This is a genomic window from Caldisericaceae bacterium (genome assembly GCA_036574215.1).
GTDB lineage: Bacteria > Caldisericota > Caldisericia > Caldisericales > Caldisericaceae > Caldisericum.
This window is the reverse complement of sequence record JAINCR010000074.1, coordinates 1-25,117: the sequence shown is the minus strand read 5'-3', so window position 1 is coordinate 25,117 and position 25,117 is coordinate 1. Positions and strand designations below refer to the sequence as shown.

At 32.9% G+C, this 25,117-nt stretch carries 26 protein-coding genes and 1 tRNA gene; 17 read left to right on the top strand and 10 right to left on the bottom strand.

Going from position 1 to position 25,117, the window contains the following annotated elements:
* Positions 1-534 precede the first annotated feature (534 nt).
* Complete coding sequence (gene alr / locus K6343_04660; protein ID MEF3245256.1) at positions 535-1,659, bottom strand: alanine racemase; 1,125 nt, start codon at positions 1,657-1,659, stop codon at positions 535-537.
* A 56-nt stretch (positions 1,660-1,715) separates the two neighbouring features.
* On the opposite strand from alr, the gene surE reads away from it, so the two are divergent.
* Positions 1,716-2,474 carry a 5'/3'-nucleotidase SurE gene (surE, locus tag K6343_04655; protein MEF3245255.1) on the top strand — a complete coding sequence of 253 codons (759 nt, stop codon included), beginning with the start codon at positions 1,716-1,718 and terminating at the stop codon, positions 2,472-2,474.
* Between the two features lie 62 nt (positions 2,475-2,536).
* Here surE and K6343_04650 read toward each other — a convergent pair whose 3' ends face one another.
* Genes K6343_04650 through K6343_04625 form a run of 6 tightly spaced genes read right to left on the bottom strand, consistent with a single transcriptional unit; the run spans position 2,537 to position 6,961 of the window.
* Positions 2,537-3,592 carry an aminopeptidase P family protein gene (locus K6343_04650; GenBank protein ID MEF3245254.1) on the bottom strand — a complete coding sequence of 352 codons (1,056 nt, stop codon included), beginning with the start codon at positions 3,590-3,592 and terminating at the stop codon, positions 2,537-2,539.
* A gap of 10 nt (positions 3,593-3,602) precedes the next feature.
* The gene (locus K6343_04645; protein MEF3245253.1) at positions 3,603-3,872 is read right to left on the bottom strand and encodes a hypothetical protein; all 270 of its coding nucleotides are present in this window, start codon (positions 3,870-3,872) and stop codon (positions 3,603-3,605) included.
* Positions 3,873-3,877: 5 nt separating this feature from the next.
* Positions 3,878-4,462, bottom strand: a complete 585-nt coding sequence (locus K6343_04640; GenBank protein ID MEF3245252.1) for a hypothetical protein — start codon at positions 4,460-4,462, stop codon at positions 3,878-3,880.
* The gene (locus tag K6343_04635) at positions 4,459-5,043 is read right to left on the bottom strand and encodes a hypothetical protein (protein MEF3245251.1); all 585 of its coding nucleotides are present in this window, start codon (positions 5,041-5,043) and stop codon (positions 4,459-4,461) included. The genes K6343_04640 and K6343_04635 overlap by 4 nt, the downstream gene beginning before the upstream one ends.
* A 1-nt stretch (position 5,044) precedes the next feature.
* Positions 5,045-6,157 carry a type IV pilus assembly protein PilM gene (gene pilM / locus K6343_04630; GenBank protein MEF3245250.1) on the bottom strand — a complete coding sequence of 371 codons (1,113 nt, stop codon included), beginning with the start codon at positions 6,155-6,157 and terminating at the stop codon, positions 5,045-5,047.
* A 12-nt stretch (positions 6,158-6,169) separates the two neighbouring features.
* Positions 6,170-6,961, bottom strand: a complete 792-nt coding sequence (locus K6343_04625; GenBank protein ID MEF3245249.1) for a prepilin peptidase — start codon at positions 6,959-6,961, stop codon at positions 6,170-6,172.
* Positions 6,962-7,035: 74 nt separating this feature from the next.
* On the opposite strand from K6343_04625, the gene K6343_04620 reads away from it, so the two are divergent.
* The 13 genes from K6343_04620 (at position 7,036) to K6343_04560 (ending at position 19,179) form a co-directional block, all read left to right on the top strand.
* Entirely contained in the window at positions 7,036-7,743 is a 708-nt protein-coding gene (locus tag K6343_04620) for a DUF1614 domain-containing protein (GenBank protein MEF3245248.1), read from the top strand.
* A gap of 106 nt (positions 7,744-7,849) precedes the next feature.
* Positions 7,850-8,779, top strand: coding sequence for a cytochrome c biogenesis protein CcdA (locus K6343_04615; protein MEF3245247.1), 930 nt, complete (start codon positions 7,850-7,852; stop codon positions 8,777-8,779).
* Complete coding sequence (gene rbfA / locus K6343_04610; protein MEF3245246.1) at positions 8,757-9,125, top strand: 30S ribosome-binding factor RbfA; 369 nt, start codon at positions 8,757-8,759, stop codon at positions 9,123-9,125. The genes K6343_04615 and rbfA overlap by 23 nt, the downstream gene beginning before the upstream one ends.
* Positions 9,118-10,071, top strand: coding sequence for a bifunctional oligoribonuclease/PAP phosphatase NrnA (locus K6343_04605; GenBank protein ID MEF3245245.1), 954 nt, complete (start codon positions 9,118-9,120; stop codon positions 10,069-10,071). Before rbfA ends, K6343_04605 begins: the two co-directional genes overlap by 8 nt.
* Complete coding sequence (gene sppA, locus K6343_04600; protein MEF3245244.1) at positions 10,061-10,930, top strand: signal peptide peptidase SppA; 870 nt, start codon at positions 10,061-10,063, stop codon at positions 10,928-10,930. The genes K6343_04605 and sppA overlap by 11 nt, the downstream gene beginning before the upstream one ends.
* 9 nt (positions 10,931-10,939) lie before the next feature.
* A complete protein-coding gene (locus K6343_04595) occupies positions 10,940-11,512 on the top strand; it encodes a YIP1 family protein (protein MEF3245243.1) in 573 nt (190 codons plus the stop codon).
* Between the two features lie 2 nt (positions 11,513-11,514).
* Positions 11,515-13,605, top strand: coding sequence for a UvrD-helicase domain-containing protein (locus tag K6343_04590; GenBank protein ID MEF3245242.1), 2,091 nt, complete (start codon positions 11,515-11,517; stop codon positions 13,603-13,605).
* Positions 13,602-13,994, top strand: a complete 393-nt coding sequence (locus K6343_04585) for a PaaI family thioesterase (GenBank protein MEF3245241.1) — start codon at positions 13,602-13,604, stop codon at positions 13,992-13,994. Before K6343_04590 ends, K6343_04585 begins: the two co-directional genes overlap by 4 nt.
* Entirely contained in the window at positions 13,994-14,161 is a 168-nt protein-coding gene (locus K6343_04580) for a hypothetical protein (protein ID MEF3245240.1), read from the top strand. Before K6343_04585 ends, K6343_04580 begins: the two co-directional genes overlap by 1 nt.
* A 1-nt stretch (position 14,162) precedes the next feature.
* Positions 14,163-16,595 (top strand): penicillin-binding protein, encoded by a 2,433-nt coding sequence (locus tag K6343_04575; GenBank protein ID MEF3245239.1) that lies wholly within the window; start codon positions 14,163-14,165, stop codon positions 16,593-16,595.
* 14 nt (positions 16,596-16,609) lie between these two features.
* Complete coding sequence (serS, locus tag K6343_04570) at positions 16,610-17,884, top strand: serine--tRNA ligase (protein MEF3245238.1); 1,275 nt, start codon at positions 16,610-16,612, stop codon at positions 17,882-17,884.
* Between the two features lie 7 nt (positions 17,885-17,891).
* Positions 17,892-17,978: transfer RNA gene (locus K6343_04565), tRNA-Ser, on the top strand.
* Between the two features lie 10 nt (positions 17,979-17,988).
* Complete coding sequence (locus K6343_04560) at positions 17,989-19,179, top strand: alkaline phosphatase family protein (GenBank protein MEF3245237.1); 1,191 nt, start codon at positions 17,989-17,991, stop codon at positions 19,177-19,179.
* Here the strand turns inward: K6343_04560 and K6343_04555 are convergent.
* On the bottom strand, positions 19,160-20,023 hold the full coding sequence (locus K6343_04555) for a DMT family transporter (protein MEF3245236.1): 864 nt from the start codon (positions 20,021-20,023) through the stop codon (positions 19,160-19,162). The two genes, K6343_04560 and K6343_04555, sit on opposite strands and share 20 nt — an antisense overlap.
* A 15-nt stretch (positions 20,024-20,038) precedes the next feature.
* Entirely contained in the window at positions 20,039-20,764 is a 726-nt protein-coding gene (locus K6343_04550) for a DUF72 domain-containing protein (protein ID MEF3245235.1), read from the bottom strand.
* A 674-nt stretch (positions 20,765-21,438) separates the two neighbouring features.
* On the opposite strand from K6343_04550, the gene K6343_04545 reads away from it, so the two are divergent.
* From K6343_04545 to K6343_04535, 3 genes are read left to right on the top strand one after another with little or no spacing between them, the layout of a single operon-like run.
* Positions 21,439-21,864 carry a CPBP family intramembrane metalloprotease gene (locus tag K6343_04545; GenBank protein ID MEF3245234.1) on the top strand — a complete coding sequence of 142 codons (426 nt, stop codon included), beginning with the start codon at positions 21,439-21,441 and terminating at the stop codon, positions 21,862-21,864.
* A complete protein-coding gene (locus K6343_04540) occupies positions 21,861-22,778 on the top strand; it encodes an ABC transporter ATP-binding protein (protein MEF3245233.1) in 918 nt (305 codons plus the stop codon). Before K6343_04545 ends, K6343_04540 begins: the two co-directional genes overlap by 4 nt.
* Before the next feature lies 1 nt (position 22,779).
* The gene (locus K6343_04535) at positions 22,780-23,523 is read left to right on the top strand and encodes an ABC transporter permease (protein ID MEF3245232.1); all 744 of its coding nucleotides are present in this window, start codon (positions 22,780-22,782) and stop codon (positions 23,521-23,523) included.
* A gap of 362 nt (positions 23,524-23,885) precedes the next feature.
* Here the strand turns inward: K6343_04535 and K6343_04530 are convergent.
* Positions 23,886-25,117, bottom strand: a 1,232-nt coding sequence (locus K6343_04530; GenBank protein MEF3245231.1) for an IS200/IS605 family accessory protein TnpB-related protein, incomplete at its 5' end; no start/stop codon positions are given.

The window sequence follows — 25,117 nt, the reverse complement described above, 5'->3', positions numbered from 1 at the left end:
TAGAAACTCTCCTCTCTTGTATCTCCTTTTTCATAAATTTTTTTAATTTCTCTAAGGTAACTTTTAATCACGATTCAATTTTACATTAAATTAGATAAAAACAAAATAGTTTCACGAAAATGCGAGTTTTTTTGGCTTTATTGAAGAAGAGCAGAGCTAAAAAAACTATCACGGACATATAGTAAAAAGATAAATGAAAAAGATGCAAAATATAGAAAGCCGATAAGAAATTATCCAAAGATTTTCCTTAATTAAAAATAATTTTGTATGGCATACTCTATACTCGGTCATCCTGAGGAGCGGTAGCGACGAAGGATCTCATCCTTTGGGAGAGTATCGAGGGGGCTTTTACCCACTCGAGTAAAAACGGAGGAGATTTTTCCTCGGCAAAAGGATGCCTCCACTTAACTTCGTCAAGGAAAAGATTGCAGAATAACCAAAAGAAACTTCGCCTTAGAATAACTAAAAGGTTTTATTAGATGAAAAAACCGTAATTACAAATAAGTAAAGAAAATCACATAAGACAACACAAAACTACATTTTTAAGTAAACCCTTTTTATCCTTTTATTAAGTCTTGTGAGGATTTCGTAAGGAATGGTTGAGGCGTTTTGCGAAAATTCTTCAAGTGTTATTGTCTTTTCGCCCTGAGAACCAAAAATTACAACCTCATTCCCTGGATGTATATAAGGAAATCCGGTAACATCAATCATTAGCATGTCCATCGTAATTGTGCCAACAATCCTTGCAAACTGACCTTTTACAAGTACATAACCATTATTGGAAAGATTCCTTGGCACTCCATCTGCATACCCTATAGGAACAGTTGCAATAGTTTTATCTTCATCGGTTATGTAAGTCCTACCATAACTAATTGCTTCACCTTTCTTGTAATGCGATACCTTTATAATCCGTGTTTTTAAAGAAACTGCCTTTGAAAAATCGTTTGGCAAAACCAAATTTACATTTGGAGACACGCCGTAGAGAAGTATGCCAGGTCTTAGGGCATCGTAATAAGCCTCTTTAAAATTTAAAATAGTAGCACTATTTGCAGCATGCACAATAGGTGGATTAATTTTCCTCTTTTGTAAATCGTTCAAAAGTGTATTAAACTTTTTAATCTGAAATTCTGTGTATTCTCTACTACTATCTGCACTTGAAAAATGCGTGTATATACCTTCTATAAAAACATTCCTAAAGGAGGATAACTCTTCAAGAATTGACACCACCTCATTAGGATCTACTCCAAGTCGATGCATTCCTGTGTCTACTTTCAAATGTATATAAATGGAAGCATCTAACTTATACTCCTTTAGCCTTTTTATAAAATCTTTATCAAAAAGTGTTATCCGAATGTTATTAACTGCTGCAACTTCTAAGTTCCTTGTATCAACATATCCTAAAACAAGAATTGGGTTCTTAATTCCACCTTCTCTTAACTCAAGCGCTTCTTCCATTGAGGCAACTGCAAATGCAAAAGCTTTGTGTTTTTCTAACTCCTTTGCAATTTCTTTTGCTCCAAGGCCATATGCATCTGCCTTAACAACACAAATAACCCTACTATTAGGTATTAATTTCTTTATCGCTTCAAAGTTATTCTTTATACTTTCAAGATTAATTTCAACCCATGTGGGTCGATTCATTTCAATTTCATCACCCATAAAAATCTCCTTTGAAAATATCAATTATTAGTATATCATTATAATATAAAACAGATATGAACATTTTACTTACAAACGATGATAGTATTGAATCTGAAGGTTTAAAGGCACTTGGAAAAGAACTCTCAGCCATTGGGAGAGTATTTGTAGTTGCACCCCAAAAACCTCAAAGTGCAGGCAGTCATGCTACAACTCTCCATAAGCCTTTAAGAGCAGAAAAATTCTCCCTAAACATTGGCGAAGTATCATCCTTTAGAGTTTCTGGGACTCCTTGTGATTGTGTCCTTCTTGGAATCGATTTACTTATAAAAGAGACTGTTGATATTGTTGTATCAGGGATAAATAAAGGTCCAAACCTTGGTGATGATGTAATTTATTCAGGAACTGTAGCTGGAGCAAGGGAAGGTGCAATAAATAATAAACTATCTTTTGCAATTTCTGTAAATGATTTTGAAAACCCCGACTTTATCTACATAAGTAAACTTTCCGTTAAAATTATCGATAACCTAATAAAAATTACTGAAAGAAAAGATTTATATTTTAACATCAATTTTCCAAACTTAAGAAAAACAACAATTAAAGGGGTAAAGTTTGCAAGGCTTGCAAGAAGAAGATACAAAAATAGAATAACAGTTGGTAAAGACCCTTTCCAAAAAGAATTCTATTGGATTGGGGGAACTTTAGATGACCCATTGGAAGAAGGGACAGATTCAAAATACGTAGAGGAAGGATTTATAGCCATTACGCCCCTTCTTATAGATCAAACAAATTTTGACGTATTAAATGAATTCAAAAATTTTGAAATAAAAATTTAGCAAAACAATACTTAAGGTCCCCGAGAAACCTTAAAGTCCTTTAGGGCAAAAGGTGTTTTACTTTAAACTACAATTATATCGTGAGGTAAGTCAATTAGGTTTTCAATCGAATCCTCTTTAACTATTACCGTATCCTCAAGCCTTAATCCAAATTTACCTTCAAAATAGACACCTGGCTCAATAGTAATGACCATATTCTCTTGAAGAGCATAAGGAGAGTTTGCATTTACATAGGGAAGTTCGTGTATCTCTAAGCCTACTCCATGTCCAAGACCGTGTTTAAAATATTCCCCAAGACCATTACTAGCAATATAATCCCTTACAAGTTTATCAAGTTCTGATGCTTTCATGCCTGTTTTTGCTTTTTCTCTTCCGAGTTTTTGAGCATTCTCAATTACTGAATATGCCTTTTTAACTTCGATATCAACATCACCTATTGAAACAACCCTTGTTGTATCCGATGCAAAACCATCGAAAAATACACCAAAATCAAAAACAATGGGGACATGTTCTTTTATGGTATTCAAAGATGCAACACCATGCGGAAGTGAGCCTCTTTCTCCTGAAGCAACAATTGTAGTAAAAGAAGGCTTTTCACCACCATATTTTTTAAAACGATACTCCAATTCAGAAGCAATATCAATTTCAGTAATACCTGGCTTAAGAAGTTTAATTGTATCTAAAAATGCCGAAGTAGATATAGAACACGCTTTTCTAATTTTTTCAAGCTCTTCATTTGTTTTAATCATCCTTAGTTCTTCAACAAAATCTGATAAGGGAACAATAACTAAAAAACCTAAATTTTTAAGAGCCATATAAGTATGAAGGTTAATATTGTATTCCTCTACACCTAAGAAGTGCACTTTGTGTTTTAAGAGAACATTTTTTAAGTTAGATGCAATATCTCCTGCGTATTCTATCACTTTGACATCTTTTGACACTTCCTTATTTGCCTGCTCAGTAAAACGGGAATCAACAAAAAGATAAATTTCAGGTGGCACAACAACTGCAAACCCTTCTTCTCCTGTGAAATTTGTAAGATACCTTACGTTTTCAATTTTACTAACAAAAATAGCATCTACATTAGACTCTTCCGTTTTTTTAAAAATCTTTTCCATTATAGCCTCCTTAGTCAAAAGGGTTTTGTTTGCCTAAATCGGTGGGCTGTGGTTCAAGCGGTGGCACAGGGACTTTTCTTGCTTGGATCTGTTCATTGACGAAATCGATATTTCCTCTCTTAACTTGTGGTAAACTTACATTTGTAACTTTTTCAATCTTGAATATATAAGGTAATGCTGCATTCCATGCAAAGAAAACGAAAAGAAGCACAAGAATAATAATAATTGTTTCTTTTGAAACTTTAAATTTTAAAGGCTTTTTTGTTTTTTTATCGTCCATTTTAATCACTTCCTTTGGGAAAGATTTATACTACCGTTTACTGAAACTATATAATTTGTAATTGATGTCTTATCTGTCTCAGCGTTTCTAAAAATATCAACTTTTAAAAAAGAAATTATCTCGGGGTAGTTATTTTTAAGCATGCTTAAAAATTTTGTAACATTCTCGTATTTTGTGCTTTCGTATTTTAAATCAAAGAGTGCAACATTTTGAGCAGCACCTTTAGTATCTTTTTGAAAATTTAAAGAAACAATGGAACCACCACTAGCTTTTGCTAAAGAAACAAACTGAAGAGAAAAAAGAAATTCGTCCTTTGTTTCCGGAAGAATATTTTTAAGTTCTACAAGTCTGTCGTTATACAAATTGATCTCATGTTCAAGAGAAGTAAGCCTTTCCTGAGCAAGTAATAAAAGATTTAGTTTTTCTTCTGCTTTTAAAATCTGGTCGTTAAGTCCTTTAATTTCTTCAATCTTAGGTGCAACTACATAGAAGTAAAAAGCAACTGCAACCAATACAAAAACAATTGCTGCTGCAACAATTTTTGTGCTAACATTTAAGCTCAATGGTTTATTTGCTATGTTGTCTTTCATTTTCCCATCCCTTTCCATTTAAAAGAAATGCTAAATGTAACATAGTTTGCTTTATTAGGAGCTTGCACATACGGGACATTATAATTATCAACGGTAATATCTGATAAATTAGGATTCTTTGAAAGTCCTCTTGTGGTCCAAGCAAGATGCTGTAAATCTTTCGTATGTCCTGTAATTTTAACAATATTTTCCACCGAATCTAAATTAACGTTTTCGATAACTGTTTCTTTTGGAATAGAAATTGCAATATCGTTTAGTAAATTGTTTACATCAATTTGTGTATTCACCAGTTTTTCAATTGTAGTCTCATAGTAAAAAACACTATCTCCAAGTTTATTTCTTAGGTTAAGTGTATCTTCGACCTTTTTCAAAGAAGTAATACGAATATTCAGTTCATTTAAATAATTTGTTTTAGTATACACTTGGTAGTAAATTCCAGCATAGATAACAAAGAGAGCAACCAAAAAGGTTACACCAATTTTAATAATAGTTTGCGTTTCTCTATCTAAAGGTCTCTTAATCTTCCTCTTATGGGGGATAAGATTAATATCAATCTCATAAAAATCAAGTTGATTTGCCATGTTAGCTCCTCACTTTCATCTTTTTTTCAAGTTTTTTAACTTGATGCTCTTTTAACGCAAGGCCTGTAGCAGTTGCAAACATGGGTGCCATTTCATACAGATATTCTCTTGTAAACAGATTTGGGTCATATTTTGCAATATCTGCAAAAAGCCTATTCACAACAGTAGGATAGTTAGTTTCAGCTTCAAGGTATCTATCAATATTTAGCAAATTGGCAGTTCCACCTTCTAATATCACTGTCACCTCACTTATTTTATTTTCATTATATTTTGCAAAATAGTAACTGATAGAACGTTTTAACTCTAAAGAAAGTTCTCTTAAATCCTCTACAACTGATTTAAAAATCTCCGAATTTGTGTCTAATAAATCAAGTTCTTTCTTTTTCTTTTCTTCGGCTTCCTTAAAGTCTAACCCAAAATAGTAAGATATTTTTTCAGTTAATTTCTTGCCCCCCCACGGAATGATCCTTGAGAATCTTACCAATCCTTTATCAACCAAATTAATGGTTGTGTAATTATGACCAGTATTCACGACGGCAAGAATTCTATCTTTACCCATTGAAACTTCGCCCAAAAAACGGAGAAGTCTTAAAATAGAAAATGCCTCAACTTCAATAGAGACAAGTTCAAGACCTAAACTTTTAAAAAGTTCTACAGTAGTCTGGACTGCATCCATTGGAGCTGCGGCAAACAAAATGTGTAGTTTTTCTTGATTGCCATCCCTTACCTTACTTAATATCTGATAATCAAAAGACATCTGGTCTATTTGTGCTGGAAGAATTTTATCAACCTCCCATTTAATAGCTTCATGCAATTCATGAGGAGGAAGATCATCCATAATGAGCTCTCTTACGGTAACCAGTTTGCCTGAAGCAGAAGTGGCAACTCTATTACCAATAAAAGAATAATAGGAAAGTAAATTTTTCAAGGCCTCCTTAACTTCGGACATTTTTTCAATTCTACCTTCAACTATTGCACCTTCGGGTAAATCTAGTAATCCGAAGTTTACGAGTTTTAAACTATCTCCTTTTTTCTCAAACTGCGCCATCTTTATAAAACCGGAACCTAAATCAACTCCGATAATTGGCGTTTTATTTTTGCTAAATAGTCCCATCTACTACCTCCTTTAAAATAATTGAAGATAAAAGCTAATTAATTTACCACCCAAAAATACCGAAACAATTGCACCAAATGCAAGATACGGCACGAAGGGTATCTGAGTTTCACCATCCTTTTTTTCAAAAATCATAATAAGAATACCAACAAGAGAACCAAAAATAAAAGAAAGAATGAAAGAAACAACCGATAGTTTCAGCCCTAAAAATGCTCCTATCATTATTCCAGCGGTTAAGTCACCTTCACCCATTCCTCCTTCTTTATAGAACAGTTTTGAAATTAAGATAATGAGAAAAAACAGAACACCGTAAAAAATTGCTCCAAAAATTGCTTCCTTAAAGCCAGTAGTAAAAAAAGAGAAGGCTAAACCAACAAAAATAGAAGGAATAACTATTGAATCGTAGACATAACCAGTATTTAAGTCAATCATTGCAATAACAATAAGAATACAAGCAAAGACGATATATTTCAATAAATCTAAAGAGAAGCCAAACTTTAAGAACAAAAGAGCAACTGTAATACCTGTGATAGCCTCAACAATTGGATAAACAATTGAAATTTTTTCATTACAGTACCTACATCTACCCTTTAAATAGATATAACTAAAAATTGGAATTAAATCTGAGGCTGCTAATTTGTGACCACAATGCGTGCAATGTGATGGGGGATAGACTATCGATTCACCTTTTGGGAGTCTATAGATTACAACGTTTAAAAAAGAGCCTATTATAGCACCTAAGGCAAAGAAAACTATAGAGAAAAAAATTCTATAATAATCAATTATCAAAATGAGACTTCTCATAACTTAATTATACAAAAAATTTTTTTGAAGCAAATAAAAATAAATATAATTTAAGAACACAATGGAGGTGAAAAATGAAAAAAAATTATTTTTATTTTCCGTTAGAATTGCCTTTTATCCTTATGCTTATTATCCTATTCTTGCTTCTTTATCCTTTATTTATACTCATTTTTGCTGGAGGTATCGTAGAGGCTTTTGCAAGATTAGGTTTTAGTCCAGTTGTTGGAACATTACTATTCTTGATATCAATTTTAGGAAGTGCAATAAACATACCTCTCTTTGAAATGAAATCAAAAAATTATACCCTTGTAGAAAAAATTGTGTATTTCTACGGTGTTGCGTACAAAATTCCCCAATACGAAGAGGAAAAAACTCTTGTTACTATAAATTTGGGTGGAGCTATTGTTCCTATTATAATTTCAATCTATGAATTTTTTAGATTGCTTACTTTTAACAACATCTACCCAGCAATCGCTTCAATAATTGGGATAATTGTTGTTTCCATAGTTATCCACTTGTTTGCAAAACCTGTAAAAGGGATAGGTATAGCAGTGCCATTTTTTATTCCGCCTATTATAACTGCAATAGTTGCTCTTTTACTTTCAAGACACTATGCGCCAATTACAGCATATATTTCAGGAACAATTGGCACCCTAATAGGCGCTGATTTACTCAACCTCAAAAGGATTAATGAATTAGAAGCGCCAGTTGTAAGTATTGGCGGTGCAGGCACATTTGACGGCATATTCTTAACTGGTATTATTTCGACACTTCTTGCATAAACAAGAGTTATTTTTAGATGTAATTTAAATTTGTCAAAATTACGTTATTCAGGTAAAATACCTTTATGATGAATTTTTAAATTTAAAAATTGTAATGGAGGTTAATATGGAAGTAAGTAGCGCTGAACTACTTCAAGCAACATTGGCTGGAATTGTTTCATTTATTTCTCCTTGTGTTTTGCCTTTGATACCAGCATACATATCCTACATAACAGGAGAAACACTTATCAATATGAAGGAAGGAAAAGTATCTTCTATAAAACTCCTTGTAAATTCAATTGCCTTTGTGCTTGGCTTTTCTCTAGTTTTTATTATTATGGGAGCGTCTGCAACTTATATAGGAAAGTTTCTCTCAAGAAATAAACTTTTATTTGAAAGTATTGCTGGTGCAATTATCATTCTGTTTGGATTACACACGGCAAACATAATAAACTTTAGATTTCTAAGTTATGAAAAGAAATTAAAAGTTGATACCAAAGCCCCAAGTATCTTTAAGGCTTTTCTTCTTGGTTTTGCTTTTAGTTTTGGTTGGACTCCCTGTGTAGGTCCAATCTTAGGTACGATATTAATTCAAGCAGGCACACATGAAACAGTAGTCCAAGGCATAATACTCTTAGTAGCATACTCATTAGGTATGGGTATTCCCTTTGTTCTCACAGCACTAGCCATAAATAAATTCTTTGAAATATTCGCATCTCTTAGAAAGTTCTTTGGACAAATCGAAATGTTTGCAGGACTTCTCATTATAGGCGTAGGACTTGCCCTCATTTTCCATACTGGGTTACACTCTAACTACCTAATTAGCATTATACTTGCTACAATCGGATTTACAATACTATCAACACAAAAGATAACAATTTCAACTGTTGTGGGTATTGTAGCTATTTTTGCATCTATTTTAATAACTTCAGAAATAAAATTCTTAGAAAACAATTATTTGAACAAAACTCTTGTTGCTTTTGTTATTTTTCTTACCGCAAGTATAATTTCAATGTGGAAGGTAGGCAATAAAAATGAGCGAATTGAGAAAACATAAAGTAGAATCGGCAATTTTAAGAGAGGTATCAAATTACATATACACTCTCGATGACCCTCTACTTAAACATATAACTATTACTTATGTAAGTGTTTCAGATGATCTAAGGTATGCAAAAATTTACTACACTATCTTAGGTCATGAAAATGAAGAAGAGGAAATTGAAACAAGGTTAATTAAAGTAACACGCAGTATACAAAGGGATGTTGCAAAACGCCTAAAGAATATGAAATTTGTCCCGCTTTTAAGTTTTATTTTTGACACATCAATTCAGAAGGGAAATAAAGTGCTTGAGATTCTTGACGAGGTTGAAAAGGAACTAAAAGAAAAAGGTGAAAATGAATAATATTAAAAAAATTATAGATACTTTAAACTCTTATAATTCTTTTCTTTTAACAACACACGTAAACGCAGATGGAGATGGTATTGGGTCTATCCTCGGATTAGGAGAATCCCTTGAACTTTTAGGGAAAAAGGTATCCTATTTTGTGCCAGAGCCAGTGCCTTTGCACTTTTCGTTTTTAAATAATTTCGAAAAGATCAACAAAAACATCAAAGACTTAAAAGAAGTAGATTTAATATTGGTTTTAGATGCACCAAACATTGAACGCATAGAAGGGTTTAACGTAAACACAATTAAACACAAATTAATTATGCGTTTTGATCACCACAAAGGTGAAAATGATAATTATGAATTCAACTATGTTAAAATTAATTACCCTTCTACAACCTGCGTTGTTTGGAAAATTTTGAAATACGGTAAATTTCCAATAAATAAAGAGATATCAGACAGTCTATACACTGGTCTTCTTACCGATACGGGGTCATTTAGGTTCAACAACACAAACAAAGTTGCTTTTTCTACTGCAAAAGAACTTGTTGAAAACGGAGCAAATCCATACAACATTGCAAGAATGGTTTACGAAATGGAGACCTTAACTCATCTTAAATTACTTGGTTTATCATTAATGCGTCTTACGATAATTGAGAAATTGGGATTTTCTTATATAACACAGGAAGACATAAAAAATTTAAATGCAACCGATGAAGATATTGAGGGGATTGTTGACTACTTAAGAAAAGATAAAGATTGCGAGGCTGTTCTCTTTTTAAGAGAACTAAAAGAAGGCGGCTGGAAGGGGAGTTTAAGAAGCAAAAACCATGTGGATGTAAGAACTATTGCTGAAAAATTTGGCGGAGGCGGACACAAAGAGGCTGCTGGCTTTAAGGCAAACTTAAGCAAAGAAGAAATTTTAAAAATAGTTTTGGGGTGGTTAAAAAATGAACATTAAGAAGCTATTTTTAGACATTTTGATCTTTGCAATTTTAATAGCAATCATATTAGTTGGTTTTAATTTTAAAAATTTTTCTAAAAAAGAAGATAACAATATTGCAATTATTCACCTAAACGGAGTAGTTGGCGGAGTTGATCAAAATTCGTTTAATAAAAACGATGTTTTGAAAATCCTTAACGAAGTAAAAAGTATAAACCCTAAAGGAATTATTCTTGTAGTTTCAAGTCCCGGAGGAAGCGTATACGAAAGCGATGCTATTTATCAAACACTCCTTAATTTTAAAAAAGAAAACGGATTAAAAATCTACACATCAATGGGTGAAGAATGTGCTTCTGGTGGCTATTATATTGCAATGTCCTCAGATAAAATTTTTGCAGAACCTACTACCATCACTGGAAGTATTGGAGTTATCTTAAATATAGCTAACTACGAAGAATTACTCAAAAAGATTGGTATAAACATACAAACAATAAAAAGTGGGAAGTTTAAAGATATAGGTTCCCCTTATAGAACTATGTCAGATGAAGAGAAAAAGATGTTAGAAAGTATTATAAATGAATTTTACGAAAGATTTTTAAACATCGTTAGTATTAATAGAAAAATACCCGTTTACAATCTAAGACCACTTGCTCAAGGACAAATTTACACAGGTAAGCAAGCACTTTCTTTAGGTCTTGTTGACGGACTTGGAAACTTATCCAATGTAATAGAAACGATGAAAAAAGACCTTAATTTAAAGGATGCGCATACTGTAGAATTTCAAGTAGAGAAAAATTTTTTTGAAATACTATTTGGAAATATACAATTGTTTATTCAAATTATTGAAAAACCCTTTCAGTATAATTTTTCATATTAGGAGATGACGATGTTTGATTACATAGTTAAAGTTATAAAATCACCAAAAAATACTTTTAAAGAGGAAATCCCTACCTTGGCTTTTGTCATGTTCCTCATTTTTGGAGGTTTAGTTAACTACCTTTATTTAGAGAGTTTTCTTAGATTTGGATTAAAAAATTTCTTAAATTTATACAAGCAAATCGTTCCAAATATTGATGAGTTTATAAATACTTTTTCGGTTGATCCAGTAAAACTCTTACTACTATCAATCATAATACCTGTAATATTTCTATTCCTCACTACGGCCATTTACGAAATGGGTGCTCAGCTATTCTTTAAAAAACAGAACGGCGTAAAACTAATGAAGAATTTGGCGTTTGCTTCAATTCCTATGGTTTTTGGAAGATTACTTTACTCAATATTCATGATTTTTAACGTCCATTTCTTAACTTTAATAAATTTTTTGTTTTCAATATGGGAAGTATTACTATTTATACTTGCTATTTCCGAAACTTATGAAATCGATAAAGCTAAAGCAGTTATCATTTACCTTTTACCACTAATATTAATTGTTATTTCCTTAATTCCTCTCTTTATATAACGATGAAGGAAAATTATCTTTCAGACTTAAACGAAGCGCAAAGAGAAGCAGTTTTATACATTGACGGACCACTTCTTGTTTATGCAGGTGCTGGCTCAGGAAAAACAAAGGTGATAACGTATAAAATTGCATACCTTATTGATGGAGTAGCATACCTTCCTTCTCAGATTCTTGCAGTTACCTTTACAAAAAAAGCAGCTCAAGAGATGAAGGAAAGAACAGAAAGGCTCATTGGTAGAGATATAAAAGACCTTTACATTGGGACATTTCACTCAATTTGTGCAAGGATCCTTAGAAAAGAGATCAAACTGTTAGGATACAGCGAAAATTTTAATATTTTAGATGAGGAAGATTCACAAAATGTTATTAAAGATATTTTAAAAGAGCTCAACATTGACACAAAGTATGTAAACCCATCAACTGTGAAAGATTACATATCGAAGGCGAAAACAAACTTAATAGATGAAAAAGATTTTTCAAAGTACCCTAATGATTACTTTGAAGAAATAGTTGCAAAAGTTTATACGAAATATCAAAAAATACTAAAGGAGAATAATAGTCTTGATTTTGATGATTTAATAATATTTACTATTAACATATTTAAAGAATTTAAAGAAGTCCTCTACTACTATCAAACAAAATTCAAGCATATACTCGTAGATGAGTACCAAGATGTAAACAAAATGCAGTATGAATTCCTTAAACTCCTTTTTACAAAAGTTAGAAAGTTTACTTTAGTAGGCGATGATGACCAGAGTATTTACTCATTTAGAGGTGCAAGCGTAGAGTTTATAGATAAAATTTACGAAGATTTTAAAGAGTTAAAAACAATAAAGCTTGAAAAGAACTATAGATCGCCTCAAGAAATCCTTGATGTTGCAAATAGACTTATTAAATTCAATAAGAGAAGAAGCGAAAAAGAATTATATTCTTCAATCAACAAAGACGATGCAGTTAATTTTTACGAAGGGATAGACGAAATTGATGAAGCTCGTTTTTTAATTAACAAGATTAAGGAGTTAAAAGAAAAAGAAAAAAGAAGTTATAGGGATTTTGCCATACTCTACAGGACAAATTTTCAATCAAGAGTCTTAGAAGAATACCTTATTGGAAATGGCATTCCCTATCAAATAATTGGTGGTCAAAAATTCTATTCAAGAGCTGAGATTAAAGATATCATTGCATATCTTTCCCTTATTAACAATACAGGCGATAATATCAGTTTTAAACGTATTGTGAACACACCTCAAAGACACGTAGGAGAAAAAACTTTTGGCGAAATAAACAAAATTGCTTCAAACAAAAATATACCACTTTTTAAAGCATTAGAGGAATACCTTAAAGAAAAGGAATCAAAACCATTGAAAGACTTTTTGGAGCTAATAAATAGTTTACATTCAAATAAAGACACAACGCCTCTTCCTGCCATAGTTGAAGATATAATATCAAAAACAAGGTATTACGATTATTTAGAAGCAACTTATAAAGAAAACGCAGAAGAGAGAATAGAAAACGTAAAGGAATTTTTAAATATGGTTGCAGGTTTTACAAAAGAAACTGAAGAAGCAACACTTACTAATTTACTTACTCAAATTTCTCTTATTACAAGCATTGATGAAGCAAAGGATGAAGATAGGATAACGCTAATGACACTTCATGCCGCAAAAGGACTTGAATTTCCAGTTGTATTTTTAGTTGGTCTTGAAGAAGGTTTACTACCGCATTTTAGATCGCTTGATAACTCATCGGATATTGAAGAAGAAAGGAGACTCTGCTACGTAGGAATAACCCGCGCCAAAGAAAAGCTATTTATAACTCTTGCTGAAAGACGGACGAAGTTTGGAAATCTCATTCTTACAAAACAATCGAGGTTTATATCAGAAATGCAAATTTTTATGTACAATAAAGAGAACGAAACTAAAAAAGTGGTAAACATTAATAAAGGTGATACTGTAGTGCATAGAATTTGGGGGCTTGGAAAAGTAATTGATATAGTTTACGATGCAGATGTTCCTTATGCGACAATAGAATTCTTAAAAATTGGAATTAAAAACCTTGATTTAAGATACGCACCAATTGAAAGGGTAAAATGAGTTACAATAATTGCTTTGTTTGTGGCAAAAACAACCCAAAGGGACTTAAATTAGATATTAAAAAAGTTGGCGATACAGCAACAGCAGAATTTATACTCGACAACGATTACGAAGGATACCCAAATATCATTCATGGGGGCATTCTTGCCTCAATCCTCGATGATGTTATGGCAAACACTAAATTTCTTGAGGGCTTTATAGTTTACACTATTGAATTAAATATAAAATACCTCAAGTATTGTAAAGTTAGAGAGCCACTCATTGCTGTAGGCTATCCTGTTAGCATAGTTCATAACATACTTATAACAAAAGGGGAGATAAAAGATCCAGAGGGAATTATAAGAGTGGAAGGAAATGGAAAATATCTTATAAAGGGGGCATACAAGTAATGACTGTATTTTTTGTTTGTGTTATCATTGTATGGTTTCTCTCAGGAATAATTACAAATATTCTTCTAAGAAAAGAAAAATTACCACCTCTGTTTAGAGTGCTACTTTTTCTTGAGGGTTTTATAGGTTTATTATTCTATTTGATGTTCAAAGGAGCAGGAAACTAATATGGAAGAAATAACAAAAAGCAACAGAAAAAAGAAAAGATCAGTTTTTAAAGCTTTTATTTTAACTGCAATCTCAACAATTGCAATTGTTGTGATTATTGGAGGTATCCTTTTTGGCATTTACATTAGTAAAGCAAAACAAGAACTTCCAGATATCGAGATGTATTCATTCTCACCAGAACAAGCATCCCAAATTTTTGATTACAAAGGACACCTTATAACAAACGTCTATGCAACAGAAAATAGAATTTACGTTAGTTTAAAAGATATTGCACCAATTGCTGTAAAAGCAGTCCTTGCGCAGGAAGATAAAAGATTCTACGAACACGGGGCATTAGATTACAAAGGTATTGTAAGGGCAATCTTCGTCACAATAACAAGCGGTGGAAAAAGAATAGAAGGAGCAAGCACAATAACACAACAACTTGCAAGAACGATGTTCCTTTCTCTTGAAAGGACTATTGATAGAAAAATAAAGGAAGCTCTTCTTGCAATAGAATTAGAAAAACGATTTACCAAAGACCAGATCCTTGAAATGTATCTCAACCAGATTTATTTTGGATCTGGTGCATACGGCATAGAACAAGCATCGTTAACATACTTTGGAAAACATGCTAAAGACCTTGATCTTGCTGAGTCTGCAATGTTAGCTGGTGTTATACAAGCTCCATCTGAATACAATCCTTACGCAAACTTTGAATACGCAAAACTTGCCCAAAAAGAAGTATTAGACAAAATGTTATCATATGAAATCATCACCAAAGATGAATACAATAAAGCGATAAATGAAGAAATAAAATTATCAAATAAAACAATCGAAAAAGATAATATGGGATATGTTATCGATTACGTAAAAGACTTTGTTGCAAATAAATTTGGAAGAACCATGCTTTACGTAGGTGGCTTGAGGATCTACACGACGGTGATACCAGAGTTGCAGAAGGCAGCAACACAAGCAATTGATGAAGTTCTAACAAAAGCAGAAAAAGATGGAGTGTTTCCTAAAGACAAAAAAGACTCAAAAGGGGTAATCCAACCTCAGGCAGCTCTTACTGCAGTCGATGCAAACACCGGAGCAATACTTGCAATGGTTGGGGGAAGAGATTACGACAACACAAAATTCAATAGGACAGTTGCACTAAAACAACCTGGTTCTTCTTTTAAAATATTTGACTATACTACAGCTATACTTTATGGATCTTTAACTCCTTCGGATATAATTCTATCGGAGGACTACTCAGTTGGCAACTGGACACCTCACGAATGGGAGGGTAAATATTTTGGTTATTTGAGCGTAAGAGAAGCTTTAAACCAATCTTCAAATGTATGCGCTGTAAAAACAGCCTTAAGTGTAGGACTTGATAGAGTAATACTAACTGCAAGGAAGTTTGGTATAACCACACCCCTTCAACCATTCCCCTCTATTGCAATTGGAAGTTTTGAAATAAAACAACTTGAAATGGCAAACGCCTATGCAACTTTAGGAAACGGTGGTATATACCATGAACCTTACATAGTTAGTAAAATTGTCTCTTCAGATGGAAGAATCCTTTACGAGCATAAAGACAATTCATACAGAGCTGTCCCAGAAGATGTTGCATATATAATGAATAATATCTTTAGCTACGTAATGGCACATAAAGTAAATGCCAGAATCACAGGATTACCATCCGGTGGAAAGACAGGTAGCACAGATAACTGGAAAGATGCTTGGTTTGATGGATATACGCCAAATATTTCTGTAAGTGTATGGCTTGGCCCAGATTCAGAAGAAGTAACTTTCCCTGACGTTTTCAATGCAGGTGCAAGATTTCCTGCAATGATATGGAAAAAATTCATGAATACCGCAATGAATTACTTTCCAAAAAATGATTTTCCAAAACCCTCTAACTTGACTTTATTTAACGCATATAACGATACAGGATACCTAACAAAATTACCATCTGATGGGAAAAACATTATTAAATACGCATATCACGATGGCTTTGTTCCACCCTACGATATAAGGGATATAGGATTCGTTACAGTGAGGGTTGTTAAAGACTCAGGCTTACTTGCACCACCAAGTTGTCCTATTGATTTAACCGAGGAAAGGACATATATAAAAGGGACAGAACCAACAGAGTATGACCCACGTTATCCACTGAATACTCAAAACATCATGATACTCACAGATAAAGACAGTTATATAGTTGGTGAACCGATAACAATAACTGTTGATGTAAGCTCATTTGATTTAAACAACAGCAAATTAGAATTAATTGTTGACGGAATACCAGTAACAAATCTCATATCAGATCAATATGGAACATTTAGGTATTCTTTACTTGCTTTAAAGATTGGCACCATAAAAGTTGAGGCATACTTAAGAGATCCATTAGGTAATACTATTGCGTATGGTGCAAAAGAAATTGAAGTAAAACAAACACCATAATAAGGAGATGGCATATGTTAGACCCAAATTTAATAAGATCAAACCCTGAAAAGGTAAAAAAGGGAATTGCAAACAAAGGTGTAGATCCAACATTGGTTGACCAATTCCTTGAGATAGACAAAAAAAGAAGAGAGGTTATTGTAACTGTTGATGACCTAAGGCATAAAAGAAAAGAACTTTCTCAAACAATTGGAAAACTAATAAAAGAATCAAAAAATCCCGAAGAAATTAAAGAAGAGGTAAGAAAAATTGGAGATTTGATAAGTGAAAAAGAAAAAGAACTTGAAGTTCTTAATGAAAAATTTGAAGAAACTCTTCTAAGTATACCTAACTTACCGCATGAATCAGTGCCAGTAGGAAAAGATGAAACAGAAAACGTTGTATTGAGAAAAGAAGGTTCAATTAGAGAATTTAAATTTAAGCCAAAACCTCATTGGGAAATTGGAGAATACCTTGATATTATAGATTTTAAACGGGCGGTAAAGATTTCTGGTTCAAGATTCTATGTGCTAAAAGGTTTAGGAGCAAAACTTGAAAGAGCTCTTATATCTTTTATGATTGACTTCCATGTAGAAAAACACGGATACAAAGAAATTTTCCCGCCTGTGCTTATTAACAGAGCTTCCATGACTGGCACTGGGCAACTTCCAAAATTTGCCGAAGATATGTATAAGATAGAAGGAGAGGATCTCTACCTTGACCCAACAGCAGAAGTGCCCGTAACAAACTTACATAGAGATGAAATTCTTTCGGAAGATGAACTTCCTATAAAATATGTAGCCTACACTCCTTGCTTTAGAAAAGAAGCAGGAGCCGCAGGAAAAGATACTAGAGGAATAATAAGAGTGCACCAATTTAATAAAGTTGAAATGGTAAGATTCACAAAAAATGAAGACTCATATGAACACCTATACGAATTACTTGATAATGCAGAGGATATATTAAGAGCACTAAAACTCCCTTATCAAATCAAGATGATGTGCACAGGAGATTTAGGCTTTACGGCAGCAATGAAGTTTGATCCCGAAGTATACATGGCAGCACAAGAAAAATATGTAGAGATATCTTCTGTAAGTAATTTTGAGGATTTTCAGGCAAGAAGAGCAAATATAAGATACAAAACTAAAACAAATGAGTTAAAATATGTTCATACGCTGAATGGCTCTGGTCTTGCTGTTGGAAGAACGATGGCTGCAATACTTGAGAACTACCAAAATGAAGATGGAAGTGTTTCAGTCCCAGAGGTATTGCAAAAATATATGGGAATTGATAAAATAGTAAAGGCATAAAAAAGCCGGAGGGGTGGCCGAGTGGACGATGGCACCGCACTTGAAATGCGGCAGACGATGAGTCTCGTAGGTTCGAATCCTATCCCCTCCGCCATCTTTGAAAAATGTTTATAAATTCGATAAATGAAATAAAAGAAAAATCAACTTTAGAAGGTTTAATTACACCCATCTACAATGGTCTTAATATTTCAAACGTTGGAAGTCTAATATTAGAAAACTTTCAAATAGCAAATGATTTTGAAAAACTTAAGCCATTTAAAGATTTCACAATTCCTAATAAAAATAAGGTTCTACTTTTACTGGTCGATGCTTTGGGGTATAATCTACTTAACTTTGCACTTAATAACTCAAAAATATCCACGCTAAGGCATATTTTAGATAAGGGTATGTTTACTGTGCTTACCTCAACTTTCCCTTCCACAACCTCCACTGCACTTCCATCAATCTATTCCGTTAGTGATCCTTCAATACATGGAGTAATGGGCTTTAGATTTTATGCAAGAGAATTTGGTGATATAATAAATCCTCTTTTTCAAACCCTATCAGTTAACAAAAACTGTTCCATAAAATATGAACCAAATTGGCTTATCCCCATAAAAACAATCTTTGAAATATTAAAAGATCACGATATCCCCAATTTTTCAATAGTTCGGTCAGATTACCTGCACAGCGCTTTCGATAAAGCAGTATACAGAGGTAGTGAAGAAATTGGTTACTTGACATACTCAGATATGTTAGAACAAGTTAAGAATTTACTTAAACTTGATGTTGCCTTTATAAATGCTTACCTGTGGAGTATAGATGCTTTATCCCATAGGTTTGGTCCATTTTCTCAAGTAGTACTAAATGAATTAGAAATAATTGATGTTCTATTGGGAGAAATCTTAAAAGTAGTTGATAACGATACACTTCTTCTAATTACAGCAGATCACGGACAAATAGATACAACAAACAATGAGATTATAGAATTAGAAAAATTGGAAGAATCTAAAAGTATTATCTTACCAATAACAGACGTTAGAGTCCCTTATATTACATTAAAAGAGAGTGCTTTAAAGAATACACTTAGTGCATTAACAAACATTAAAGTTTTAACAAGAGATGAAGCGTTCAATCTAAACTTATTTGGCAAAAAGAGAATTTTTGAGGAAAGAGTTGGTGATCTTGTAATTGTCATCAAAGACGGGAGTGCAATTTCATACCTTTCAGATAAAAAAGAATTAGAACTAATCGGAAAACACGGAAACCTCACAAGCGATGAAATGCTTGTGCCGTTTATTCTCTATTATAAATAGCAATAATTACCATAGAAGCAATAATAAGAAAAGCCCCTATTATTCCTTTTAAGTTCAAAACTTCTCTAAAAATAATAAAAGAAAATAGATAAGCAAAAACAGGTTCAAGCACAAATATAAGGGACGCTTCGGTTGAATCAATGTATCTTAAAGAAACTGACTCTGCTTGGATTGCTAAGAAGCTTGCAAATATACCAAGAAAGGCAACCGATAAAATCAAAGTTGAATTTAGTAAAACTGGGGGATTGAAAACCATAAAAGGTATTGTAAATAAAAAGGCAATTAAAATCTCAAAAGAAGTTACAAAAAGAGGTTCCATGTTTTTAACTAACAATTCTGTTAAGACTATCTGAAAGGCAAAAGCAACCGCACATAAGATAGTTAATAAATCACCAATATTTAAACTTGCAAGGCTTCTTAGATCAATATTTGACAAAAAAAATAAACCAATTAAAGAAAGGTTTAATGCAATAATATAATGTAATTTTATACGTTCTTTTAAGAAAAACGTTGCAAGTATGGGAGTAAATACAATGTAAAGTCCCGTTATGAAAGCACTTTTAGTAGGCGTAGTGTAGCGTAACCCCACGGTTTGAAATACAAAAGCAATATATAAAGAAAGCCCTAATAAAGAAAGATAAAAAATATTTTTCCAATTTTTTAGGTATTTTCTACCTTTAAATACAATAAAAATACCGATTAAAGAGGCAAATAAGAACCTTAAAAATAGAAGTTGAAATTCACTCAAATATTGAAGAATGTACTTAACAAGAGGGAAAGTTATACCCCAAATGAATGTAGCAATTATTAGAAACATTAACGCCAACACTTTTCTAATTGTCATTGTTTAGATCCCTTTTCAAGTAAGCATTTTTGTTAGCATTAGTGCATTGTCAACTGCATATCCAAAAAAATCGTTATTAAAATAAACATAAACAGAATAACCTTTAGCACTTAATTCCATGATGTAAGATTTCCAAGACTCAAGTTCTTCTTTAGAATAGGAAGACGCATAAAGCTCTTTTGGGCCGTGCAATCTTATATAAACAATATTTGAAGTTTCAGTTTTTAAAAAAGGGTAATCATCGCCATGGGTAATTACAAAAGAGACATTAAACTCTTTTAAAATACTAAAGGTAAAATCATTTAGCCAAGTTTTGTGTCTAAATTCAATTGCAAAAGAACACTCTTTGGGAAGCTTCACAAAAAAATCTTTGAGAAGTTCTGTATTAAACTTTAAAGAAGGCGGTAGTTGAATTAAAATTACTCCTAAATTATCTTTAACGTAAGAAACACTTTCAAAAAATCTATGCAACTCATCTTCAACGTCTTTCAATCTCTTTATGTGAGTGATAATTCTTGACATTTTTAAACTCACTTTAAAGTCTTCTTTTAACTTGCTTTTTAGCAATTTAATTGTGCTGGGCTTTGGCATATGGTAAAAAGTTGAATTCATTTCAACCGTATTAAAAAATTGTTGGTAATACAAAAGAAAGTCTTTACTATTTATTTCTGGAGGATAAAATTTACCTATCCAACCAGAATAAAAATACCCTGAGGTTCCTATGTAAACTCTCTTTTCCATAAAATAAGTCCTGACCTACTAAAATATATATTAAGTTAATTTAAACGATTCTACCTAAAAGTATTATAACACATATTTATTATGAGAGATAAGACAACAAAGAAAAGTTTATTCTGAGGGAGTAAGCCTGCTTCGACATTCCGAGCGAAAGTGAGGAATCTCATCCTTTGAAAGACAAGATCCTTCGTTTCACTCAGGATGACATGACGGAGTCATTCTGACGAGGTGTCGCCTCCTTGGTCATTCTGACGAGCGAACGTAGTGAGTGAGGAAGAATCTTGCCGTTTATTCTTTTTTTGGTTTTCAGGGGAGTTTTGAGGGGGGTGCCCTTTTTACCCCCTCAAATATGAGATCCTTCGCTACCGCTCAGGATGACGGGGAAGAAAGCACTCAGGATGACGGGGAAGAAAGCACTCAGGATGACAGGAAGGGATGGAGGAGCCTTGAGAGGGTGCTGTTTACCCCTCAACTTAATGAAGAATCTCACCATTTGCCGTAAGATACTAATTATCACAAACAAAGTAAATATTATTTCTCATATTCGACCTATTGACAAAATTTTTGAATTTGCTAAAATTTATCATAAATATACAAGGGAGGTACGGTAAAATTAAACTCGCATATTGGCGATAGTTACGTTTTTAGGGATATTTGCTGTAATAACGCTTTTGTCCGTGGGAATATCATTATTGTTTTATGCCTTCCCTCAGAATAGGGTAATAGAAGAAATAGACAAAATAAGATGGATTTCTGGTGTTAATAGATTTCCTAAGAATATTGCTTACATGATACCTGCAATAAGTGGTAGCTTAGAGAAACTTTTCTTTAGAGGGGTTTTGTTAAATGCGTTGCTTAAAGAAGGACTATCTTTTAGTTTATCATTGGCAATAGTTACCGTGTTATTTGTATACGGTCAGATAACACTTACAAATACAAAAATCCAGGTGCTTGTCATGGCAATATCTAGCATTATAATTTCAATAGTAGGAGGTCTGTTGTTTGTTGCAACAGGAAGTATTGTGCCTCCAATAATTATCCATGTCTCTTCTGCGGGATTTTTTGCTCAACCTTTTAAGGAAAGGACGGTGAAATATCAATGAGTTTCGTTGTAGAAGTGAAAAATCTTACAAAAACTTATGGAAGCAAAAAAGCTGTTGACAACATTTCCTTTAGTATTATGGAAGGAGAAATTTTTGGAATAGTAGGACCTAATGGAGCTGGTAAAACAACAACCCTTGAGTGTATTGAAGGATTAAGAACACCTGATGCAGGAAGTATTAGAGTTTTGGATTTCAATCCACTTACAGATAGAAGAAAAATGTACGAATACATTGGCGTTCAGCTTCAGGAGACTTCTTATCCAGATAGATTGAAGGTATGGGAGATATGTAGATTGTTCTCTTCGTTCTATAAAAATCCGATTCCCTATAAAGAACTATTGCACACATTTGAACTTGATGATAAGGCAAATAACTACATTACAAAGCTTTCTGGCGGAGAAAAACAAAAGCTTTCTATCGTTCTTTCTTTAATCCCAAACCCCAAAATCGTCTTTTTGGATGAATTGACAACAGGTCTTGATCCAGCTGCAAGACGTAATATGTGGAAATATATAGAAAAGTTAAGGGAAAAAGGGATAACTGTATGTCTAACAAGTCATTATATGGAAGAAGTGGAATATCTATGCGATAGGGTTGCTATTATCAATCAAGGGAAAATTGTTGCAATGGATAGTGTAAACAATCTTATTAAGTCTTTTGGTTCAGCTACAGAGATAGTTTTTACTTCCGAAAGGGTTGATTTTGAAAAATTAGAGAAATTGAAAAATGTAAAGAAAGTGGAAAAGCATAACGGTGAAGTACATGTATTAGGAGAAGGAAACAATATTTTGTCTGAGGTTATAGATTTTCTACAGAAAGAAGGGATAAAATACAGTGACCTCAGAGTAAAGAGCAGTGGATTAGAAGATGTATTCTTAAAATTAACTGGTAGTGAGTTTGAAAAGGAGGATTAGCATGAGGGCAATGCTTGAAATTATAGAAGTGGAATTTAAGATGTTTTTAAGGTTATTTGTTGCTGTATCTTTTACTCTTCTTTTTCCAGTGCTGCTGCTTCTTGTGTTTGGAGGAATTTACGGAAATACTCCTACAAAGCTCTTTGGAGGCCATGGAACTGTAGATGTGTTCTTTCCAGCTTATACAGTTATGATAATTGCTGTAACAGGTATTATGACCCTTCCCATTTCTGTGTGCGAGTACAGGGAACGGAAAATCTTAAAGCGATACAAGGCTACCCCTATAACTCCGTGGCATGTTTTTGTATCCCAAATTGTAGTAAATGTTGTTATGACAGCATTGGGGATAGTTTTACTGTTCATAGTTGGAAAAATTGTTTTTAATCTGCAATTTTTGGGAGCCTTCTTTCCGTCAATAGTAGCATTTTTTATATCGCTTATAAGTGTGTTCTCTTTGGGTATTTTGATTGCAAGTGTTTCTTCTAACACGAAAACGGCAGATGTAATAGCAAATCTTGTATATTTTCCTATGATATTTTTAACCGGTGCAACCGTACCTATAGAAGTATTACCTAAGTTAATGGTTACAATATCTAAATTTATACCTCTTACATATGCAGTAAATCTATTGAAAGGAGTATGGCTCGGGGGAAAATTCTTAAATTATACAAAAGATATAACGATTTTGATTAGCATAACGATAGCAAGTTTATTGATATCAGCTTTTACATTTAAGTGGGAGTAGGAATTATTTCTTTTGTGCTAATCCCATAATTGGGTGACTCCTCAAAGTTAGGGTATAATACCCTAAAATACATTTGAAAGGAGGAATCACCCGTAAGTTTTCAAATCACAAATAGCCTGATTAATGTGGCTACGGATGATAGAGATATATTTACTCTCTTTGGTCCATTGAGACTTGCTTATAAGTTATAAAGGAGAGGATCTTTTTCCTGACTTTATCAGTTAACCCCAACCCAACCATCATAAAACCTAAACTCCACTTTTAATGTCTATGGAATTAATAATCTTTAAAATTTCTTCACCTGCTTTAAAGCTATTTTCATCTGGTATGGGATGCCGACACTCCATACCTGTAAATATCTATCAATAACTGATAGAGTATCTACAAGCACAAGCAGTCGTCCTCTCTTTTAGAGACTTATTGCTTCGGATATTACACAATAAGTTGTGTAACTCTCCTGCACTTTTAAGCTTTATTGGATTATTAAGCTTCCAAAGGTTATCTTTTAACCAAGTGAAGCTTTTGTCTGTAGCCAATTTAATGTGATTTACAGCTCCATTTAAGTCTGCATTGAATACTTTATTTAGCAGTGTGTCTTTAAATAATCCTCTTTTAATTCTTTTACCATTGTAGGTAGATTCCTCTCGGCTTCTTTCAATTACGCCATTAGAGTATGCCTGCATCTTAAGAACATCTGAGCTAATACAAGATACCTCTGATGTATAGGATTCATCTACTTTGATAACCTTTATACCTACCTCACAGCACTTTTCTTCTATGTATTGCAATAGCTTTATGAATGGTATCTGGATAAAACTTTGTTTAACTTGCTTACTCAAATTGCATTTCCCATTGTTTTTAAGCTCTGCTAGTTTCGATGAGATTACCAAGTCAGTTACACCATGCAGTTGCAAATACTCTACAATCTTTCTTGATAACTTATGAAAGTTGCTTTTAAAATACTCATTTCGTTTCTGAGTAAGGTATGTTTTGAATTTCTTTAGATACATTCCCAAACCATTCCATTTTACAGCATATCTTGTGCCTGTTTTTGTGGTTTTAAATTCTATTGCTTCCTTAGCAATAGCTTCATCTAATTTTGAGATGAGCTTATTGTATCGGTAATTGAAATACTTGTAATTGGCACCATCAATTAAAAGAGATGATGTTTCTCTATCGTCTATAAATAAGGACACCAAATTCTTAAGTCCTATATCCAAACCTGCATATTTTTGCGGTTTAAGATCATCTTTTAAAGTGTTATTTAACTCATAAGAAAACTGAAGGTATATTTCATTGTTTTGATACTTGACATTAGCTAATTTAACGTTTTTAAAAACCTCTGTATCTTTACCAATATAGAAGTATCTCATCTTTGAAGATAAGTTTATACCAATTAGGTGTTGTTTCTCAAGCTTTCTAAGGCTTATACTTGTATAGCTATCAAGTGGAATTGAGTATTGGTTCATTTTAGATAACTTTTTTGGTGATGGTAATTTTGGTAAGCCTCTATATTTATCTAGATTTCTCTTATAGTCTTTTAAGGCTATAAAGTAGTTGTAAAAATCTTTTTTAAGCCTCTTTATAACTAAAG

What these genes read in the sequence shown, in the direction of transcription:
- surE (MEF3245255.1), top strand. Translation starts at nt 1,716, where the DNA reads ATGAACATTTTACTTACAAACGATGATAGTATTGAATCTGAAGGTTTA.
- K6343_04555 (MEF3245236.1), bottom strand. Translation starts at nt 20,023, where the DNA reads ATGACAATTAGAAAAGTGTTGGCGTTAATGTTTCTAATAATTGCTACA.
- K6343_04635 (MEF3245251.1), bottom strand. Translation starts at nt 5,043, where the DNA reads ATGGCAAATCAACTTGATTTTTATGAGATTGATATTAATCTTATCCCC.
- serS (MEF3245238.1), top strand. Translation starts at nt 16,610, where the DNA reads ATGTTAGACCCAAATTTAATAAGATCAAACCCTGAAAAGGTAAAAAAG.
- K6343_04560 (MEF3245237.1), top strand. Translation starts at nt 17,989, where the DNA reads ATGTTTATAAATTCGATAAATGAAATAAAAGAAAAATCAACTTTAGAA.
- K6343_04620 (MEF3245248.1), top strand. Translation starts at nt 7,036, where the DNA reads ATGAAAAAAAATTATTTTTATTTTCCGTTAGAATTGCCTTTTATCCTT.
- pilM (MEF3245250.1), bottom strand. Translation starts at nt 6,157, where the DNA reads ATGGGACTATTTAGCAAAAATAAAACGCCAATTATCGGAGTTGATTTA.
- K6343_04585 (MEF3245241.1), top strand. Translation starts at nt 13,602, where the DNA reads ATGAGTTACAATAATTGCTTTGTTTGTGGCAAAAACAACCCAAAGGGA.
- rbfA (MEF3245246.1), top strand. Translation starts at nt 8,757, where the DNA reads ATGAGCGAATTGAGAAAACATAAAGTAGAATCGGCAATTTTAAGAGAG.
- K6343_04650 (MEF3245254.1), bottom strand. Translation starts at nt 3,592, where the DNA reads ATGGAAAAGATTTTTAAAAAAACGGAAGAGTCTAATGTAGATGCTATT.
- K6343_04640 (MEF3245252.1), bottom strand. Translation starts at nt 4,462, where the DNA reads ATGAAAGACAACATAGCAAATAAACCATTGAGCTTAAATGTTAGCACA.
- K6343_04575 (MEF3245239.1), top strand. Translation starts at nt 14,163, where the DNA reads ATGGAAGAAATAACAAAAAGCAACAGAAAAAAGAAAAGATCAGTTTTT.
- K6343_04580 (MEF3245240.1), top strand. Translation starts at nt 13,994, where the DNA reads ATGACTGTATTTTTTGTTTGTGTTATCATTGTATGGTTTCTCTCAGGA.
- K6343_04535 (MEF3245232.1), top strand. Translation starts at nt 22,780, where the DNA reads ATGAGGGCAATGCTTGAAATTATAGAAGTGGAATTTAAGATGTTTTTA.
- sppA (MEF3245244.1), top strand. Translation starts at nt 10,061, where the DNA reads ATGAACATTAAGAAGCTATTTTTAGACATTTTGATCTTTGCAATTTTA.
- K6343_04550 (MEF3245235.1), bottom strand. Translation starts at nt 20,764, where the DNA reads ATGGAAAAGAGAGTTTACATAGGAACCTCAGGGTATTTTTATTCTGGT.
- K6343_04605 (MEF3245245.1), top strand. Translation starts at nt 9,118, where the DNA reads ATGAATAATATTAAAAAAATTATAGATACTTTAAACTCTTATAATTCT.
- K6343_04595 (MEF3245243.1), top strand. Translation starts at nt 10,940, where the DNA reads ATGTTTGATTACATAGTTAAAGTTATAAAATCACCAAAAAATACTTTT.
- K6343_04540 (MEF3245233.1), top strand. Translation starts at nt 21,861, where the DNA reads ATGAGTTTCGTTGTAGAAGTGAAAAATCTTACAAAAACTTATGGAAGC.
- K6343_04590 (MEF3245242.1), top strand. Translation starts at nt 11,515, where the DNA reads ATGAAGGAAAATTATCTTTCAGACTTAAACGAAGCGCAAAGAGAAGCA.
- K6343_04645 (MEF3245253.1), bottom strand. Translation starts at nt 3,872, where the DNA reads ATGGACGATAAAAAAACAAAAAAGCCTTTAAAATTTAAAGTTTCAAAA.
- alr (MEF3245256.1), bottom strand. Translation starts at nt 1,659, where the DNA reads ATGGGTGATGAAATTGAAATGAATCGACCCACATGGGTTGAAATTAAT.
- K6343_04615 (MEF3245247.1), top strand. Translation starts at nt 7,850, where the DNA reads ATGGAAGTAAGTAGCGCTGAACTACTTCAAGCAACATTGGCTGGAATT.
- K6343_04625 (MEF3245249.1), bottom strand. Translation starts at nt 6,961, where the DNA reads ATGAGAAGTCTCATTTTGATAATTGATTATTATAGAATTTTTTTCTCT.